The sequence below is a fragment of the Shimia fortis genome (genome assembly GCF_040225985.1).
Classification (GTDB): domain Bacteria; phylum Pseudomonadota; class Alphaproteobacteria; order Rhodobacterales; family Rhodobacteraceae; genus Shimia.
Map to the genome: position 1 here is coordinate 177,524 of NZ_JBBPEU010000004.1, position 16,659 is coordinate 194,182.

General features: G+C 61.2%; 16 protein-coding genes. 7 read left to right on the forward strand and 9 right to left on the reverse strand.

Annotated elements, in window-relative coordinates; all coding sequences use genetic code 11:
- Positions 1 to 2: 2 nt before the first annotated feature.
- A complete protein-coding gene (locus WNE31_RS08820; protein WP_349979370.1) occupies positions 3 to 929 on the forward strand; it encodes an alpha/beta hydrolase in 927 nt (308 codons plus the stop codon).
- Here the strand turns inward: WNE31_RS08820 and WNE31_RS08825 are convergent.
- The 4 genes from WNE31_RS08825 to cobU form a co-directional block, all read right to left on the reverse strand.
- Positions 895 to 2,409, reverse strand: coding sequence for a YifB family Mg chelatase-like AAA ATPase (locus WNE31_RS08825; RefSeq protein ID WP_349979371.1), 1,515 nt, complete (start codon positions 2,407 to 2,409; stop codon positions 895 to 897). The two genes, WNE31_RS08820 and WNE31_RS08825, sit on opposite strands and share 35 nt — an antisense overlap.
- A gap of 82 nt (positions 2,410 to 2,491) precedes the next feature.
- Positions 2,492 to 3,367, reverse strand: a complete 876-nt coding sequence (locus WNE31_RS08830) for a glutathione S-transferase (protein ID WP_349979373.1) — start codon at positions 3,365 to 3,367, stop codon at positions 2,492 to 2,494.
- Between the two features lie 59 nt (positions 3,368 to 3,426).
- Positions 3,427 to 4,002 carry a histidine phosphatase family protein gene (locus WNE31_RS08835; protein ID WP_349979374.1) on the reverse strand — a complete coding sequence of 192 codons (576 nt, stop codon included), beginning with the start codon at positions 4,000 to 4,002 and terminating at the stop codon, positions 3,427 to 3,429.
- Positions 3,999 to 4,520 carry a bifunctional adenosylcobinamide kinase/adenosylcobinamide-phosphate guanylyltransferase gene (gene cobU / locus WNE31_RS08840; RefSeq protein ID WP_349979375.1) on the reverse strand — a complete coding sequence of 174 codons (522 nt, stop codon included), beginning with the start codon at positions 4,518 to 4,520 and terminating at the stop codon, positions 3,999 to 4,001. Before cobU ends, WNE31_RS08835 begins: the two co-directional genes overlap by 4 nt.
- 80 nt (positions 4,521 to 4,600) lie before the next feature.
- On the opposite strand from cobU, the gene WNE31_RS08845 reads away from it, so the two are divergent.
- From WNE31_RS08845 to WNE31_RS08870, 6 genes are all read left to right on the forward strand, one after another.
- Positions 4,601 to 5,479 carry an RNA polymerase factor sigma-32 gene (locus WNE31_RS08845; RefSeq protein ID WP_349979376.1) on the forward strand — a complete coding sequence of 293 codons (879 nt, stop codon included), beginning with the start codon at positions 4,601 to 4,603 and terminating at the stop codon, positions 5,477 to 5,479.
- The gene (locus WNE31_RS08850) at positions 5,476 to 6,276 is read left to right on the forward strand and encodes a ChaN family lipoprotein (protein WP_349979377.1); all 801 of its coding nucleotides are present in this window, start codon (positions 5,476 to 5,478) and stop codon (positions 6,274 to 6,276) included. The genes WNE31_RS08845 and WNE31_RS08850 overlap by 4 nt, the downstream gene beginning before the upstream one ends.
- Before the next feature lie 70 nt (positions 6,277 to 6,346).
- The gene (gene coaBC / locus WNE31_RS08855) at positions 6,347 to 7,540 is read left to right on the forward strand and encodes a bifunctional phosphopantothenoylcysteine decarboxylase/phosphopantothenate--cysteine ligase CoaBC (protein WP_349979378.1); all 1,194 of its coding nucleotides are present in this window, start codon (positions 6,347 to 6,349) and stop codon (positions 7,538 to 7,540) included.
- Between the two features lie 50 nt (positions 7,541 to 7,590).
- The gene (dut, locus tag WNE31_RS08860) at positions 7,591 to 8,052 is read left to right on the forward strand and encodes a dUTP diphosphatase (protein WP_349979379.1); all 462 of its coding nucleotides are present in this window, start codon (positions 7,591 to 7,593) and stop codon (positions 8,050 to 8,052) included.
- The gene (locus tag WNE31_RS08865) at positions 8,052 to 9,101 is read left to right on the forward strand and encodes a HesA/MoeB/ThiF family protein (RefSeq protein WP_349979380.1); all 1,050 of its coding nucleotides are present in this window, start codon (positions 8,052 to 8,054) and stop codon (positions 9,099 to 9,101) included. The genes dut and WNE31_RS08865 overlap by 1 nt, the downstream gene beginning before the upstream one ends.
- A gap of 98 nt (positions 9,102 to 9,199) precedes the next feature.
- Entirely contained in the window at positions 9,200 to 11,212 is a 2,013-nt protein-coding gene (locus tag WNE31_RS08870) for a M3 family metallopeptidase (RefSeq protein ID WP_349979381.1), read from the forward strand.
- 24 nt (positions 11,213 to 11,236) lie between these two features.
- On the opposite strand, the gene WNE31_RS08875 is transcribed toward WNE31_RS08870, so the two are convergent.
- From WNE31_RS08875 to WNE31_RS08895, 5 genes are read right to left on the reverse strand one after another with little or no spacing between them, the layout of a single operon-like run.
- Positions 11,237 to 11,809 (reverse strand): NYN domain-containing protein, encoded by a 573-nt coding sequence (locus WNE31_RS08875; protein WP_349979382.1) that lies wholly within the window; start codon positions 11,807 to 11,809, stop codon positions 11,237 to 11,239.
- A gap of 11 nt (positions 11,810 to 11,820) precedes the next feature.
- Positions 11,821 to 13,317, reverse strand: a complete 1,497-nt coding sequence (locus WNE31_RS08880) for a phosphomannomutase/phosphoglucomutase (protein WP_349979383.1) — start codon at positions 13,315 to 13,317, stop codon at positions 11,821 to 11,823.
- A 20-nt stretch (positions 13,318 to 13,337) separates the two neighbouring features.
- Complete coding sequence (kdsA, locus tag WNE31_RS08885; RefSeq protein ID WP_349979384.1) at positions 13,338 to 14,171, reverse strand: 3-deoxy-8-phosphooctulonate synthase; 834 nt, start codon at positions 14,169 to 14,171, stop codon at positions 13,338 to 13,340.
- Positions 14,172 to 14,174: 3 nt separating this feature from the next.
- Entirely contained in the window at positions 14,175 to 15,869 is a 1,695-nt protein-coding gene (locus tag WNE31_RS08890; protein WP_349979385.1) for a KpsE/RkpR family capsule polysaccharide export protein, read from the reverse strand.
- Positions 15,847 to 16,506, reverse strand: a complete 660-nt coding sequence (locus tag WNE31_RS08895) for an ABC transporter ATP-binding protein (RefSeq protein WP_349979386.1) — start codon at positions 16,504 to 16,506, stop codon at positions 15,847 to 15,849. Before WNE31_RS08895 ends, WNE31_RS08890 begins: the two co-directional genes overlap by 23 nt.
- Positions 16,507 to 16,659 lie beyond the last annotated feature (153 nt).

The window sequence follows — 16,659 nt, forward strand, 5'->3', positions numbered from 1 at the left end:
CGATGAGTTGGCAAAAAGGACTTCTGAACACCAGTCTGCGCTGGATGGAGAAACCTCATTTGGCGCGGGTGCAAAGCCCCGTCTTTCTGCGCCGCAGTGCGGATGCAAAGGCGGCCTTCTGGTTTCATCCGCCGCGCGGCACGCGCTATTCCGTGAAGACGATTCCGACCGCGGCAGGTGATTTGCCTATCACCCAAGCCGTACCGCCGCATGCGAAGGCAGGGCGGGTGCTGCTTTATGCGCATGGGGGCGGGTATGTGTTTGGCTCGGCACGCACTCACCGGGCGCTGGTGGCACAGATCTGTGCGCGGATCGGGGCGGTCGGAATGCTGCCCGATTATCGCCGCGCGCCGGAGCACATCTTTCCAGCCGCGTTTGACGACCTGCGCGCCGCCTATGATCATTTGCTTGCCTCGGGGATCAAATCTGAAAACCTTCTGCTGGCTGGCGACAGTGCGGGCGGAGGGCTGGCGCTGGGGCTGCTAGGCGATCTTCTGAAACGGAACCACTCCTTGCCGGCGGGCGTTCTGGCCCTGTCACCCCTGACCGACATGACCTTTTCTGGCGACAGCTTCATTAGAAACCGCCACCGCGAGGCCCTGTTGCCCGCACATCGTGCGCGCGAAGCTGCTGAAATGTACCTGCAAGGCCATGATCCGACCGATCCGCGCGTGTCGCCTCTTCTGGCCGACTTTCGCGGGGCGCCACCGGTGTATCTGGCGGCGGGCACGACCGAGATCCTGCGGGATGACAGTTTGCGAATGGCAGAAACCCTGCGGGCGCAGGGCGTGAGGGTCGTGATGGAGTTGCAAGAGGATCTGCCCCATGTCTGGCCTCTGTTTCACGGGCTGCTGCCCGAGGCGCGCCAGACGCTTGACCGGATTGCAGGCTGGGTCAAACCTCTTTGGACATCTGCAGGCGGAAGCTGACCGCCTCGGCGACATGGGGGCGGCGCACGTCCTTGCTGCCCTCAAGATCGGCGATAGTGCGGGCGACGCGCAGAACACGGTGGTACCCGCGCGCGGACAGGCCGAATTTCTCGGCGACTTTCAGCAGGAACGACCGCCCTTCGGCATCTGGCGCTGCCACTTCTTCCAGCGCGGCGCCGTGAATGTCGGCATTGACGCGCGCGCCCTTGACCGTTGCGTAGCGCCGGGTTTGCAAGTCACGCGCGGCCGCCACGCGGGATGCCACCATGGCCGAGCTTTCGCCATCAGCGGGCAGATCTAGATCGCGATAGCTGACCGGGGGCACTTCGAGACGCAGGTCGATCCTGTCCATCAAGGGGCCGGAAATCCGCCCAAGATAATCCTCACCGCAATTGGGGGCACGCGAACAGGCGCGGGCAGGGTCGTACATCTCGCCGCAGCGGCAAGGATTGGCGGCGGCCACCAGAAGAAACCGGCAGGGATAACTGACATGGGCATTGGCGCGCGCCACCATCACGGTGCCTGTTTCAATGGGTTGGCGCAGGGTTTCCAAAACTGCGCGGGAGAACTCGGGCAATTCGTCAAGGAATAACACACCATTGTGGGCTAGACTGATTTCGCCGGGGCTGGCCCGCCGCCCGCCGCCCACAATCGCCGCCATGCTGGCCGTGTGGTGGGGTTCGCGAAAGGGCCGTGTGCGCGAGATGCCGCCCTGATCCATCAACCCCGCGACAGAATGGATCATCGAGGTTTCCAGTGCCTCTGGTGGAGACAGCGGCGGCAGGATGGTCGGTAGGCGCGCGGCCAGCATGGATTTGCCCGATCCCGGGCTGCCTTGCATGAAAAAATGGTGGCGTCCGGCTGCGGCAATTTCGAGCGCACGTTTGGCGCGCTCTTGTCCTTTGACATCCCGCAGGTCGCTGGCGGCGGCGGCGGCGGTCACCTCGCCGGGCTGGGCGGGGGGCAGAGGGGATTGTCCGGTGAAATGGCGCACCACTTCGGCCAAACTCTTGGCGCCGATCACCTGTGTATCACCCACCCATGCGGCCTCGGCGCCAGATGCTTCGGGGCAAAGCAGGATCCGGTTGCCTTCGGAGGCGGTCATGGCCGCAGGCAGCGCGCCGGTGACGGCCACCAACGTGCCGTCAAGCGACAGTTCACCAAGCGATACAGTGCTTTCTGTCGCGTCCTCGGGGATGATTTGCAGCGCGGCCAGGAGGGCCATCGCCACGGGCAGGTCAAAATGGCTGCCCTCTTTGGGCAGGTCAGCCGGGGACAAGTTTACCGTGATCCGCTTGGAGGGCAGCGCGATCGCCATGGCGTTTAGCGCGGCGCGCACCCGGTCGCGCGCCTCGGACACGGCTTTGTCCGGCAGACCGACGATGGAAAAGGCCGGCAAGCCGGGGGTTACGGCGCATTGCACCTCGACCTGATGGGCATCGACCCCTTCAAAAGCAACGGTATAGGCACGCGCGACCAATCGGAAACTCCCTGACCCCTTGCCCAAGGGTTAACGAGCCATGGTTAGCAAATCGTAAACCTGTCAGTGTTCGCGGTCGGCTTTAACCTTGGTAAATCGCCATGAACGCAGGCCAGGCGGCAGGGTCAGCCACGGTTTTGTCGCGGCAGAACCGGTTGCAGAACCCGATCCTGCGCCCGTCGATTTCCAGAACATGTGTCACCGGCGCGCCCGAATATGGACATGTGTCGTTTTCCGCTTGGTCCCCTTCGACAGCCTTGGCCTGCAATGGAACCGGCCCGGGCCACTTGGTCACGGTAAAGGGCTTGGCATACCAAGGCAGGGTCTCGCCCCGTACCAGCCCCATCGCGCGCCATTGGCGAAAAGCGGTGTCGTTCAGGTGGGTCTGCACATAGGCGGCGGCTTGCAGTCCGACCGGCAGGTTATACCCCGCAATCCGCGCCGCTACCGGGGCGTAAAAGGCATCGACCGCAGAATACGTTCCGAACAGCCACGGTCCGTCCTGAGCGCGGGTCGCAAAGGCGTGCGCCCAAAGGGTTTCGATCCGTGTCACATCCGCAAGAACATCTTCCGAGGGGGCGCTGTCGGCATAGGCGGTGCGCAGGTTCATCGGGCAGTCCCCACGCAGGGCCCCGAACCCGGAATGCATTTCTGCGGTCAGGCTGCGGGCCGTAGCGCGATCACGTGTGTGGTCGGGCCAAAGTGCAGCCTTGGGATGACGCGATGCCAGTTCTTCGGCAATGGCAAGTGAGTCCGATACGATTGCACCGTCCGGCATGATGACGGTTGGCACGGTTTTGGCCGGGGCAAATTCGGCCAGTTGATCGGCGACCGCCGCCTCTCCGGCAAAATCGAGCATGCGCGCGCTGCGTGCTATGCCGAATTTTTCAAACAAGAGCCAGCCACGCAAGGACCAGGATGAATAGGCGTAATCGCCAAGAATCAGTGTATAGGACATGGTCAGAAGCCTAGATTATTATGAATCATCACCAAAGTGAATGTTATTTATGGAGCCTATCATAAAACGTGATTTATTTTTTCGGCTTCCCAAGTGGGCAGTGTTCGCAAGATAGAAACGGAAAGGTTGTCGATCTTGTGCCCGAATGCCTCGGATCCGGTCATCTGCTCGGCACGGGCGATCTGGGTCAGGATCGCGCCAAAATGGGCCACAATGACAAGGTCACGCCCCGCATGTGCGGCCATCAAGCGATCCACCGCAGATGAGACACGCCGCACCACTCCGTTCCAGCTTTCGCCACCCGGCGCGGCGATATCGCCGGGCGTTTCCCAGAAGGCGCGCACATGATCGGGGTGGGTTTCATTCACTTCGACCCAGCGTTTCAACTCCCACTCTCCGAAATGAATTTCCCGCAGATCTGGATCATGTGGCAGGCGGACCCGATCGCGCTGGATCGCATCCGCAGTATGCACCGCGCGTACCAGGTCGGAACTCACCACCAGCGCATCTTTTGGCAGGGCCGCCTCAAGACGATCCAGTGCGGCGGTGTCGGACAGGTCGGCGGGCAGGTCCGACCAGCCCACCATGGATTTCGCATGTGTCGGCCCGTGGCGGACAAGGTAAAGGTGGCTCATGGCAGGGTTCCTTTCAGGACAAGTGGCAGGCCCGCTACGACAAACACGGCCAGATCGGCGCGGGCGGCAAGGCGCTGGTTCAGCTTGCCCTGCAGATCGCGGAATTGGCGGGCAAGCTTGTTTTCCGGCACGATCCCCATGCCGACTTCGTTCGAAACCACGACGACCCGTCCCTTGCAAGAAGACAGCGCCTCAAGCAGCCGCTCGGTTTCCTGTTCGATATCGTGTTCTGCAAACAAATGATTGCTTAGCCACATGGTCGCGCAGTCAAAAAGAACCACGTGATCCTCGGGCACATCCCCAAGCGCGCGGGCGGCTTCAAGCGGGCTTTCTACGGTATGCCAGTCTGGCCCGCGCATGGCGATATGGGCGTCGATCTTGCCGCGCATTTCCTCGTCAAACGCCTGTGACGTCGCGAGATAGATACGGGCCGCGTCGTTTTCCAGCACGAGCTTTTCCGCGAAGGCCGATTTGCCCGAAGCGGCCCCCCCAATCACAAAAGTCAAATGCGGTAGCAATTTTTTTCCGTCCGAAAGTGATCCAAGCCGAAGCAGGGTGCGTAATTCATGACAAAAGCGCAAGGAGGAAGGAAGACGTCATGGCACTGCAATCACCACAGACCATCAATATGACTCGCCGCATGATGCGCGCAGAAATGCTCGACGCCGAGACCGAACAGCAACTGGCCCGCGCGTGGCGCGACGAACGCGACCACGCCGCGTTGAACCGTCTCGTTCAGGCTTATATGCGGCTTGCCATTTCGATGGCATCCAAGTTCCGCCGGACCGGCATCTCGCAATCCGACCTGATCCAGGAAGCCTCGCTTGGCCTTATGAAAGCTGCTGACAAATTCGACCCAGATCGGGGTGTGCGGTTCTCGACCTATGCGGTCTGGTGGATCCGCGCCGGGCTTCAGGATCACGTGATGCGCAACTGGTCGCTGGTGCGCACCGGTTCGACCACCTCGCAGAAATCGCTATTCTTCAACCTGCGCCGCGTGCGTGCCCAGATCGAACGCGAGGCCATGGCCGCAGGCGAACATCTCGACAGTTATCAGATTGCGGAACGTATGGCGTCCGAAATCGGGGTGTCTATCTCGGACACCCAGATGATGATGGGGCGCCTGTCGGGGGCGGACATGTCGCTGAACGCGCAGCAATCGACCGAGGAAAACGGACGCGAGTGGATCGAACTTCTCGAAGATGAAAACGCGATTGGCGCGGAAAGCGTTGAACGCCGTCAGGATGGCGCCTATCTGAGCGAGCAACTCGCCAAAGCAATGGAGAACCTGACCGAGCGCGAGAAATACATTCTGCATGAACGCCGCTTGGCCGACGAAACCCGCACGCTGGCGAGCATCGGTGAAGAGATGGCGCTGTCCAAGGAACGTGTCCGGCAATTGGAGGCCAGCGCCTTTGCCAAGATGCGCGCAGCTCTTGAGCGACAGGGGGTTGGGGTGCATGACTTAGTGTCATGAAGCACCTGATTCTGGCGATTGCCGTCGTAAGTTCCCCAGCTTTGGCCGATGAGATCACGCCCGATCTGGTCGCGGGACTGCCCCCTGTCGACATCCTCTACCTGGGGGAGTTGCACGATAATCCGTGGCATCATGAAACACAGGCCGCCGTTGTTGCCGAAATGGCTCCGGCGGCCATTGTGTTTGAAATGCTGACTCCGGACATGGCCGGGCGCGTCGCGTCCGATTTGATTGGCAACAAGGATAAACTACAGGCCGTGTTGGAATGGGATCAGAGTGGCTGGCCTTCATTCGACATGTATTACCCGATCTTCGCGGCTGCATCGGGTGCGGCGTTTTACGGCGCGCAGGTCCCACGCGACGCCGTGCGGGCGGCAATCATGGACGGGGACGTGATTGATGCATTCGGACCAGACGCGGAACGCTACGGTCTGACCGATCCGCTGCCCTTGGAAGAGCAGCAGATGCGCGAGGCCAAACAGTTCGAGGCACATTGTAACGCCCTGCCGGAACACATGCTGCCTGGCATGGTTCTGGGCCAACGGTTGCGCGACGCGACCATGGCACAGGTCGTTGACCGGGCCCTTGCCGATACTGGCGGACCGGTCGTGGTCATCACGGGCAACGGGCATGCGCGTCTGGACTGGGGGGCGCCTGCGCTTGTGTCATCCGGTGCCACGCAGCGCAGCATCGCGCAGGTCGAAGCCGCGCCTGATGGGCCGGTGCCTTACGATTTTTACATCGTGACACCCGCCACAGACCGCGCGGACCCGTGCCTTGCCTTCAAGAAGGAATAGCGCCTGCCTGCTTGTGCGTTGGCGCGCCGCAGACTAGGGTCGGACAGACCTTATCCCAAGGGATGCCAAGATGCTGACAGATAAACGCATTCTCCTGATCATCGGGGGCGGAATTGCCGCCTATAAATCGCTGGACCTGATCCGCCGCCTGCGCGAACGCGGGGCTTGGGTCACGCCGGTCTTGACCAAGGCGGGGCAGGAATTCGTGACGCCGCTGTCGGTGTCGGCCCTGGCGGGCGAGAAAGTTTACCGCGATCTGTTCGACCTCACGGACGAGGCCGAGATGGGCCATATCCAGCTTTCCCGATCGGCAGATCTGATCGTCGTGGCGCCAGGAACGGCCGATTTCATGTCCAAGATGGTCACTGGGCAGGCCAATGACCTGGCCTCGACGCTGGTTCTGGCGACCGATACGCCGGTTCTGGTGGCGCCCGCGATGAATGTCCGCATGTGGGAGCACCCCGCGACGCGCCGGAATGTTTCGACCTTGCGTGGCGACGGGGTGATGTTCGTCGGCCCGAACGAAGGCGACATGGCCTGTGGAGAATTTGGTCCGGGGCGCATGTCCGAACCGCTTGAAATCGTGTCGGCCATTGAAACCGCACTGGCCGAGGGCCCCCTGACCGGGCGGCGCATCCTGGTGACTTCGGGGCCGACCCATGAACCGATTGACCCCGTGCGCTATATCGCGAACCGGTCGTCGGGTGCGCAGGGCAGTGCCATCGCGCGTGCCCTGACCACGATGGGTGCGGACGTGATTTTCGTGACCGGCCCGGCCGATGCAGAACGCCCCGAAGGCGCCCATGTCGTCGAGGTGGAAACTGCCGCGCAGATGCTCGAGGCGGTGCAGGCGGTTCTGCCGGTCGATGCTGCCATCTTTGCCGCCGCCGTGGCGGACTGGCGGGTAACAAGCGCGTCGGACAGCAAGATCAAGAAACAGGCCGGCGCGATCCCGTCGCTCGACTTTGCCGAAAACCCCGACATCCTTGCCACGGTCAGCCAGATGGCCGAAGGGCGGCCGGGTCTGGTCGTGGGGTTTGCCGCAGAAACCGATGACGTGATTGCCAATGCCACCGCAAAGCGCGCGCGCAAGGGGTGTGACTGGATCGTTGCCAATGACGTTAGCCCCGAGACTGGAATCATGGGCGGCAGCGAAAACGCCGTGACCCTGATTTCCGATGCAGGGGCCGAACATTGGCCGCGCATGGGCAAGCACGAGGTCGCACATCAACTGGCTGAACGTATTGCCGAACAGCTTGGGTGATGTATCTGGTCTGGTGGACCTGCGTTTCCAGCACGGGAAAGGACTGAGACTTGGTGGAAATCTGCCTGACATGGCTTGAGGACGCGGACCGGTCCGTCGCCTTGCCGTCTTATGAAACCGCAGGGGCGGCGGGGGCAGATGTGCGCGCCAATTTTCCCGCGTCCGAACGCAATGGCCTGACCCTGCAACCGGGCGCGCGTGCGCTGGTGCCCACGGGTCTGCGGATCGAGATACCGGCAGGATACGAGGTGCAGGTCCGCCCGCGCTCGGGGCTGGCCCTGAAACACGGCATCACACTGCCCAACACTCCGGGCACCATCGATAGCGATTATCGCGGCCCCCTTGGGATCATCGTCATGAATGCCGGCAATGCGCCCTTTCACATCGAACATGGCGCGCGTATTGCCCAGTTGATCGTGGCGCCGGTGTTCCAGGCATCCTTTACAGTGACAGAAAAACTGAGTGAGACCGAACGCGGCAGTGGCGGATTCGGCTCGACCGGGGTGGGCTGATGTTGTTGGTGTTCATCATGGCGGGCGTGCTTTACGGCATTGGCGCGGTCATGGGCGCGCCGAAGTCCGCGCGCTGGACGATGATCTTTATCCTTTATCTTGCCGTGCTCGGGGCCAACCTAGTGCTGCCCGAGGGCAACGGGCTGCGTATGGCCACAGGGGAGAGTCCTGCGCTCTGGCTCATGATCGGCGGATTTGTGGCGCTGGCGCTGGTGTATGGCGCGGGCTTGAATTGGTTGCGGTCACGGGCCCAGCCTGCGGAGGCCCCTGACGCCCCGGAAGACGACCGGTTGTTCAGCGACACGGAGTTGAACCGCTATGCCCGCCATATCGTTCTGCGCGAGATTGGCGGGCTTGGGCAAAAGCGGCTCAAGGATGCGCGGGTTCTGGTGATCGGGGCAGGGGGGCTGGGCTCGCCCGCGCTGCTTTATCTTGCGGCGGCAGGCGTCGGGACGATCGGCGTGGTCGATGACGATGTGGTGGACAATTCCAACCTGCAACGGCAGGTGATCCACAAGGACGCAGGGATCGGAACGCCCAAGGTGTTCTCGGCGCAAGAGGCCATGCAGGCCCAGAATCCGTTTATCACGGTGCTGCCCTATAACCGGCGCCTGTCGGCCGAAGATGCCAGGGTCTTGATCGCCGATTATGACCTCGTGTTAGATGGCACCGACAATTTCGACACGCGGTATCTAGTGAACCGGGCTTGCGTCGCTGCGGGCAAACCGCTGATTTCCGGCGCGCTGTCGCAATGGGAAGGGCAACTCAGCGTGTTTGACCCTGCCAACGACGCCCCGTGTTACCAATGCGTGTTCCCCGAGGCCCCGGCTGCGGGTCTGGCCCCGAACTGCGCCGAGGCCGGGGTTCTGGGGCCGTTGCCCGGCGTGATCGGCACGATGATGGCCGCCGAGGCAATCAAGCAGATCACGGGCGCGGGCATGGTTCTGCGCGGCGACATGCTGATCTATGACGCGCTTTACGGAGAAACCCGCAAGATCGCGATCAAAGCCAATCCGGCCTGTCCTGTCTGCGGCAGAGACACGGCCTGAGATCGGCCTGCGCGACGCTCTGAGAACGTAATTTCCGAGCAGTCTGGCGTTGAACATATCCTGCAGGCGCTTAGGTTGATTTGCAAAGGAGAACCTGCATGACGAACCCGCTTTTGTCCGACTGGAGCACGCCGTTTTCGCTGGCCCCGTTCGACGCCATTTCAGACGATGATTTTGCCCCCGCGCTGGACGTGGCCCTTGCCACCCACACGGCAGAAATCGCGGCCATTGCCGAAAACCCTGACGCCCCCAGTTTTGCCAACACGATCGAGGCGATGGAGGCCGCTGGCGAAGATCTCGACAAGGTCCTGTCAGTGTTCTTCACCGTGGCCGGTGCCGACAGCAACCCACAGCGCGAGGCATTACAGCGCGAATTTTCCCCCAAACTCGCCGCGCATTTCTCGGCGATTTCCTCCAACAAGGCGCTGTTCCGCCGCGTGGCCGCCGTCTGGGAGGCGCGCGATGGTCTGGGGCTGGACGACGAACAAGAGCGGGTTTTGATGCTGACACATCGCGGCTTTGTCCGTTCGGGGGCTGCGCTGGAAGGGGAAGCCGACACGCGGATGCAGGCCATTATGGGCCGGCTTGCGGAACTGGGCACAGCCTTTACCCAGAATCTACTGGCGGATGAACGCGACTGGTTCATGCCGCTGGCCGAAGGGGATCTGGAAGGGCTGCCAGGGTTCGTGGTCGAGGCTGCGCGTGCCGCGGGCAAGGAAAAGGGCGCAGGCGGGCCGGTGGTGACCTTGTCGCGGTCGCTGATCGTGCCCTTCCTGCAATTTTCGCCCCGCCGTGACCTGCGCAAGAAGGCCTTTTCCGCCTGGGCCGCGCGTGGCGCCAATGGCGGCGAGACCGACAACCGCGCGATCACTGCAGAAATTCTTGCCCTGCGCGCAGAACGCGCCAAACTGCTCGGCTATGACAGCTTTGCGGATTTCAAACTTGAAACCGAAATGGCAGGCACCCCTGCGGCAGTGCGCGAGCTGTTGATGGCGGTCTGGGAACCGGCCAAGGCCCGTGCCGAGGCCGATGCCAAAATTCTGACCGACATGATGCATGCCGACGGGATAAACGGCGATCTCGCCCCGTGGGACTGGCGCTATTATGCCGAGAAGCGGCGCAAGGTCGAACATGATCTCGATGAGGCGGCACTCAAGCCCTATCTGCAACTCGACCGGATGATCGAAGCCGCCTTTGCCTGTGCCAACCGCCTGTTCGGGCTGGAATTCGCACCACTACAGATCACACTGTATCACCCGGATTGCCGTGCGTGGGAAGTCACCCGCAACGGCGAACATGTGGCGGTGTTCATCGGAGACTATTTCGCGCGCGGTTCGAAACGGTCGGGGGCTTGGTGCTCGGCGATGCGTTCACAAGCGAAATTCCCCAAGTTTCAGGCCCCGGTGGTCATCAATGTCTGCAACTTTGCCAAGGCGGACCCGGCCCTGTTGTCCTATGACGATGCGCGCACCCTGTTCCACGAATTCGGCCACGCCCTGCATCAGATGCTGTCAAACGTGACCTATGAACGGGTCTCGGGCACGTCGGTCGCGCGAGATTTCGTCGAACTGCCGTCGCAGCTTTATGAACACTGGCTGGAAGTGCCCGAGGTTCTGTCCGAATTCGCCACCCATGCCGAGACCGGTGAGCCCATGCCGCAGGACATGCTCGACAAGGTTTTAGGGGCGGCCAATTTCGACATGGGGTTCCAGACTGTTGAATACGTTGCCTCTGCGCTGGTGGATCTGGCCTTTCACGAAGGGGCGGCCCCCGCCGATACGATGGCAAAACAGGCCGAGGTTCTGGACAGCATCGGGATGCCCGCGGCGATCACCATGCGCCATGCTACACCGCAATTTGCCCATGTCTTTTCCGGTGATGGCTATAGCTCGGGCTATTACAGCTACATGTGGTCCGAGGTTATGGACGCCGACGCCTTTGCCGCCTTTGAAGAGGCAGGTAGCGCCTTTGACCCCGAAACCGCGAAATCGCTTGAGGACAACATCCTTTCAACCGGTGGCTCGGTCGAGGCGGAGGACCTGTATAAACAGTTCCGTGGACGGTTGCCGGGGGTCGATGCCTTGCTGAAAGGGCGGGGGCTGGCGGCCTGATCGGTTGCCAGTGGTGCGTTACCCTTACGGGGTGGTTTTCAGATAGGGTGCACCGTTCTGAACACCGCCCCGGATCAGTTTTCCCGCTCTGGCCACTTCGGAAAAACTGTCCTGCCAGTCGCGGAAACGGTCATTGGTGATGATCGGGGCGTCCATGTCCCGCGCGGCCTGTAACAGGAATTCGTCCGCAGGAGTGCCTTTGGGCGAAACCATGACCTGTTTCACCGGCAAGTCCAGAAGGCGTGCCATCGCTGCATCGCCCAAAAAACGGTTAGACAGTTTATAGCCAACATTCGCATCAAAGATGACGCCGGGCCGATACCCCTTGGCGCGCAGTGCCTGAACCAATTGGTCGACAACCGCGATATTCGGCTTTCCATCCTGCCAATGCATGACGTTGGACCCGTCGATCAGGATGGGTTCGCTGGGGGCAGATCTGCGCTTGCTGAAAACCGCGCGCAGCCAGATCGCAGCACACAGCGCCGCCAGACCAATCAGGATCGGTTGCTGCGATGCCTCCCACTCGGGATCGAGGGGAGGCATCAAAACCGCCAGCATGGCACAGGCCACGCCGATCACGAGCCAAAGATGACCCATGGTGTCGGGCCTCAGATCGTCTGGTCGTAGTCGCCAACCTGGTCTTCGGTGCGGATGACCGCGTCGATATCGGCAAAGATCGCGCGCATTTCAGCTTCGCTCTCCGAGCTTTCACAGACCACCACAAGGTTCGGCGTGTTCGACGAGGCCCGCACCAGACCCCACGATCCATTGTCCAGAATGACACGGGCGCCATTCACAGTGACAACCTCTTTGATAGCGCGCCCTGCAAACGTCTCTCCGGCTTCGTGCTTGGCGACCAGTTTCTGTACCAGACGATCAAGCACGTCGTATTTCTCGGTATCGGCGCAATAGGGCGACATGGTCGGGGTCGACCAGGTTTTCGGCAGGGCCTTGCGCAGATCCGACATGGACATATCGGGGTTGCGGTCCATCAGTTTGCAGATTTCCACGGCCACGCGCATGCCGCAGTCATAGCCACGCCCCACGGGTTCCGCGAGGAAATAGTGGCCAGATTTCTCGAACCCGGCGAGGGCGCCGATTTCCTTGACCCGACGCTTCATGTGGCTGTGGCCGGTTTTCCAGTAATCCGCCGTCACACCGTGTTTTTGCAGCTCGGGATCCGAGGCAAACAGGCCGGTCGATTTCACATCCGCCACAAAAGTGGAATTCGGATAGAGTTTCGAGAGGTCACGCGCCATGATGACACCCACCTTGTCGGCAAAGATCTCTTCGCCTTCGTCATCGACCACGCCGCAACGGTCGCCGTCGCCATCAAACCCCAGCGCGAAATCCGCGCCCGAGGCTTTGACGCTGTCCGACATGTCGTGCAGCATTTCCATCGCTTCGGGGTTCGGGTTGTAATGCGGGAAGGTGTAATCCAGCCTGTTGTGGCTCTCGACCACTTCGACACCGATCCGTTTAAAAATTTCCGGCGCGAAGGCCGCCGCCGTGCCGTTGCCCGTGGCGCAAACGACCTTGAGCGGACGGGACATTTTGAAATCACCGACAAGGTCGTCGATATAAGCTTCTTTCACACCGTCCACGAATTCATACGAACCGCCGGCGACCTCTTCCCAGTCGCCGTTCAGCACGATGTCACGCAGTTCGCCCATTTCGTCCGGTCCATGGGTCAGCGGGCGGTCAAAGCCCATCTTCACCCCGGTCCAGCCATTGGGGTTGTGCGACGCGGTGATCATGGCGACGGCGGGCACGTCCAGGTGGAACTGGGCGAAATAGGCCATCGGCGACAGGGCAGGTCCGATATCCTTGACGTGGATCCCCGCGCGCATCAGGCCCTGGATCACGGCCAGTTTGATCGACAGGGAATAGTCGCGATAGTCGTTGCCAACCGCGATCACGGGCGCGATCCCGCGGCGGCGCATCTGCGTGCCCAATCCCATGCCAAGGGCAGTCATGCCGGGCAGGTTGATTTCCTCGGGGAAACGCCAGCGGGCGTCGTACTCGCGAAAGCCGGTCGGCTTGATCATCGGGTCGCGCAGAAATTCCCAGGTGTTCGGCGTCACCGTGGCAGCAGGTTTGGTCATTAGGTATCTCTTTAATTCGGTCAGATGTGAATCGGGTTTGCTTTAGCCAGCCTGTCAAAGGCCATCAACGTGTCAATTAGCGCGGGCATATGATGCAAATGTATCATGTTGGGCCCATCCGAGGGGGCGTTGTCCGGGTTTTCATGGGTTTCGATGAAAACGCCGGCAATTCCAAGAGACACTGCCGCGCGCGCCATCACCGGTGCAAATTCACGCTGCCCGCCGGAAGATCCGCCCTGGCCGCCCGGTTGTTGCACGGAATGGGTTGCGTCCATGATCACCGGATACCCTGTCTGCGCCATGCGGGGCAGGCCGCGCATATCGGTGACAAGGGTGTTATAGCCAAAAGACGTGCCGCGTTCCGTCAGCAGGATCTTGTTATTGCCGGTGCTTTCCACCTTGCTCACGACATTGTCCATGTCCCACGGGGCCAGAAACTGCCCCTTTTTTACATTCACGGCGGCGCCGGTCTGGCCCGCAGCCAGCAACAGGTCGGTCTGACGGCACAGGAAAGCAGGGATTTGCAGGATGTCGCAGACCTCGGCCGCCGGGGCGCACTGGGCCTCGGTGTGGACATCGGTCAGGACTGGCACCCCAATTGCGTCTTTCACGCCTTGCAGAACCTTCAGCCCCTCGTCGATGCCAAGCCCCCGTTTGCCAGAGACACTGGTCCGGTTGGCCTTGTCGTAAGACGCCTTGAACACATATTGCGCGCCGGCGGCATCGCAGGCTTCTTTCATCTTGCCCGCGATCATCTGCGCATGATCGGCGCTTTCAAGCTGGCACGGTCCGGCAATCACGGTCAGCGGCAAGTCGTTCGCCACCTTCAGGTTGGCAATATCGATGTGTTTCATTGTCTACGAAGATACCTGTTCACGAAGGATCGAGGCCGTTAGCGAAATCATCAGATAGATACCCGAGAAGATCAGGAAGGCCAGAACCGTGTTCTCGAAGGCCCGTGGATAACTCGGGTCCTCTGAGGCGACGGGCTCGACGCTGATGGTCAGGTAACGCACTTGTCGATTTGCTTCCAGCTCGGTCTGTTTCAATGTCTGCAGCGATGTCTGCATCATCATGTCAGCCGTGGCAAGGTCGGCCTGTGCCATCTGGATCTGCGCAGTCTTCTGGGCCAGCGAAGAATCGCCGGCAGTGGCGTCGGTCATCCGGTCTTCCAGCCCTTCAAGATAGGCGTTCAGGCGTCGGATATCGCCCCTGACGCCTTCGACGCGGGCCTTGTTTGGGCGCGGGTTGTCCTCAAGTGCGGCCAGTTGCAATTCCTTTTCCTGCAATTGGATCTGCACATTGTTGATCTGCGAGCGCAGGCTGGCGATCACGCCTTCCGGGTCTATGATGGACCCTTCCTGCATTTCAACCAGACGGCGTTGGGCATCGCGGCGTTCCTCGCGCGCTTCTTCAAGGCTCTTGCGGGCATCGCGCAGCTGGTCTTCGCGCTTGCGCTGTGACAGGTCGTCGACCCGGTCTTCCGCATAGGAAATCAGCTTGCTGGAGAAACGCGCTGCCACTTCGGGATCGGGGGCGACCACTTCCATGCGGATCACGCCCTCGGTCGGGTCATAGCCAAGTTTGACGTTTTTCTTGTAGACCTTGTAGGCTTCTTCGTTCGACGGGTTTTCTGGCAGGCGCTGAATCGGGTCGATGGTCTGGTCTGCAAAGACGCCCTTGAAATTCTCGTCCTGATCCAGCCGAACCATGGCGTCCTTGGATTGCAGGTAAGACTGTGTCGCAATTGAGTCTTGGTTGGTGGCGAACTGTGTGCCGGACAAGAGCGAGCTGAACCCCCCCGCAGTAGCCGTATCGGCCTGCAGGATCAGGAACTCCGACTTGGTGGAATACATCGGCGTGGCGATCACATAGAAATACCACCCCGTCAGCAGCGTCGGCAGAAACACGAAGACCGACAGGCGCGTAAAGAGCAGCAGCAGTTTGCGGCGGCGGCGGCGGGCGATGTCGCGCTGGATGTCGGCGATTTCGCGCGCGCGGCTTTCCATGGGTGACGCCATTTCGGTCGAGGGCAGGTTTTCCTTACCCATTGGCATGGTCTGGGGCAGCTGTACGCGCCCCTGCGCGCCCTGTTGACCCGCACCGGATTGATCCATGTTGACCAGTTCAAGCATGTTGGTGCGCTGGAAAGGATCAATCCCGTTGGCGCGCAACAGGCGCACCGCGTCATAGTCCGAGGTGGCCGCCAGCCCGTTTTTCTGGGCCACACGGCGGGCCATGCGCAACTGGCGCCCGGTCAACCCCTCGCGCTTGATCGCGTCGATTTCCTGTTCTGGGGACATGGCAGCGCTTTGCGCAGGCTGCGGCGGTGTCGGGGCGGCGGCCTGTTGGGGTTGGCGCGGTTGTTGCGGCGTTGGTTGTGCTGGTTGTGCCGGTTGGCTGGCCGCGGCAGAAGCCGCAGCTTCGCCCGTGAAGCGGTGATCAGGCAGCGCGCCGCCTGCATTGGCGGCAGGGCGAACCTCGCCCTGCGCGGCCCCGGCCTGGGGGCTGCGGCGGATACGGAACTTCTTAGCCTTGGGTTTGGTAGTCATAGAGCTGCTTTGCCTCTTCCAAGGTGTCAAACATATACAATTGCCCGTTCAGCAACACCGCGGCGGAACGGGCGAACTTTTCAAGCACATCGGGTTTGTGGGACACGATGATGATCGTCGTGGTGCGCAGGCGTTCTTTCAGGATGGCGCCCGCTTTCTTGTTGAATTCGACATCGGTCGACGCGGGCATGCCTTCGTCGATCAGGTACATGTCAAAGTCGAGCGCCAGCATCAGCGCAAAGGTGAACCGTGCCCGCATTCCCGAGGAATAGGTGCCCAGCGGTTGTTCGAAATACTCGCCCAGATTGCACAGCCAGCGGCAGAACGCCTCGACATAATCAGGATCCAGACCATACAGGCGCGCGATAAAGCGGCTGTTATCCACGGCATTGTGCCGGTTGACCACGCCCCCCATAAAACCCAGAGGAAAGCTGATCCGGCAATTGCGTCTGATCTCGCCCTCGTCGGGCTTCTCAAGTCCGGCGATCATGTTGATCAGGGTCGTTTTGCCGGTCCCGTTCGGGGCCAGAATGCCAAGCGAATTGCCCCAGTCCACGCGGAACGAGACGCGATCAAGGATCACCTTGTGTTGGGTGCCCGTCCAGAAGGACTTGCTGACATTATCAAATTCGAGCATCGTTCGCTCCGGCTCTGCTCTGCCCCTCCCTGTTACAGGAGTTTTCTTAACGCTCTGTGTGGCGCCTTTGGGCGTAATATGTCGGATTGACCCCCTTGATAGCAACGCCTTGCGGCGAGAATTTGGCGACAGGTGGTAAAAAAACCGACGCAA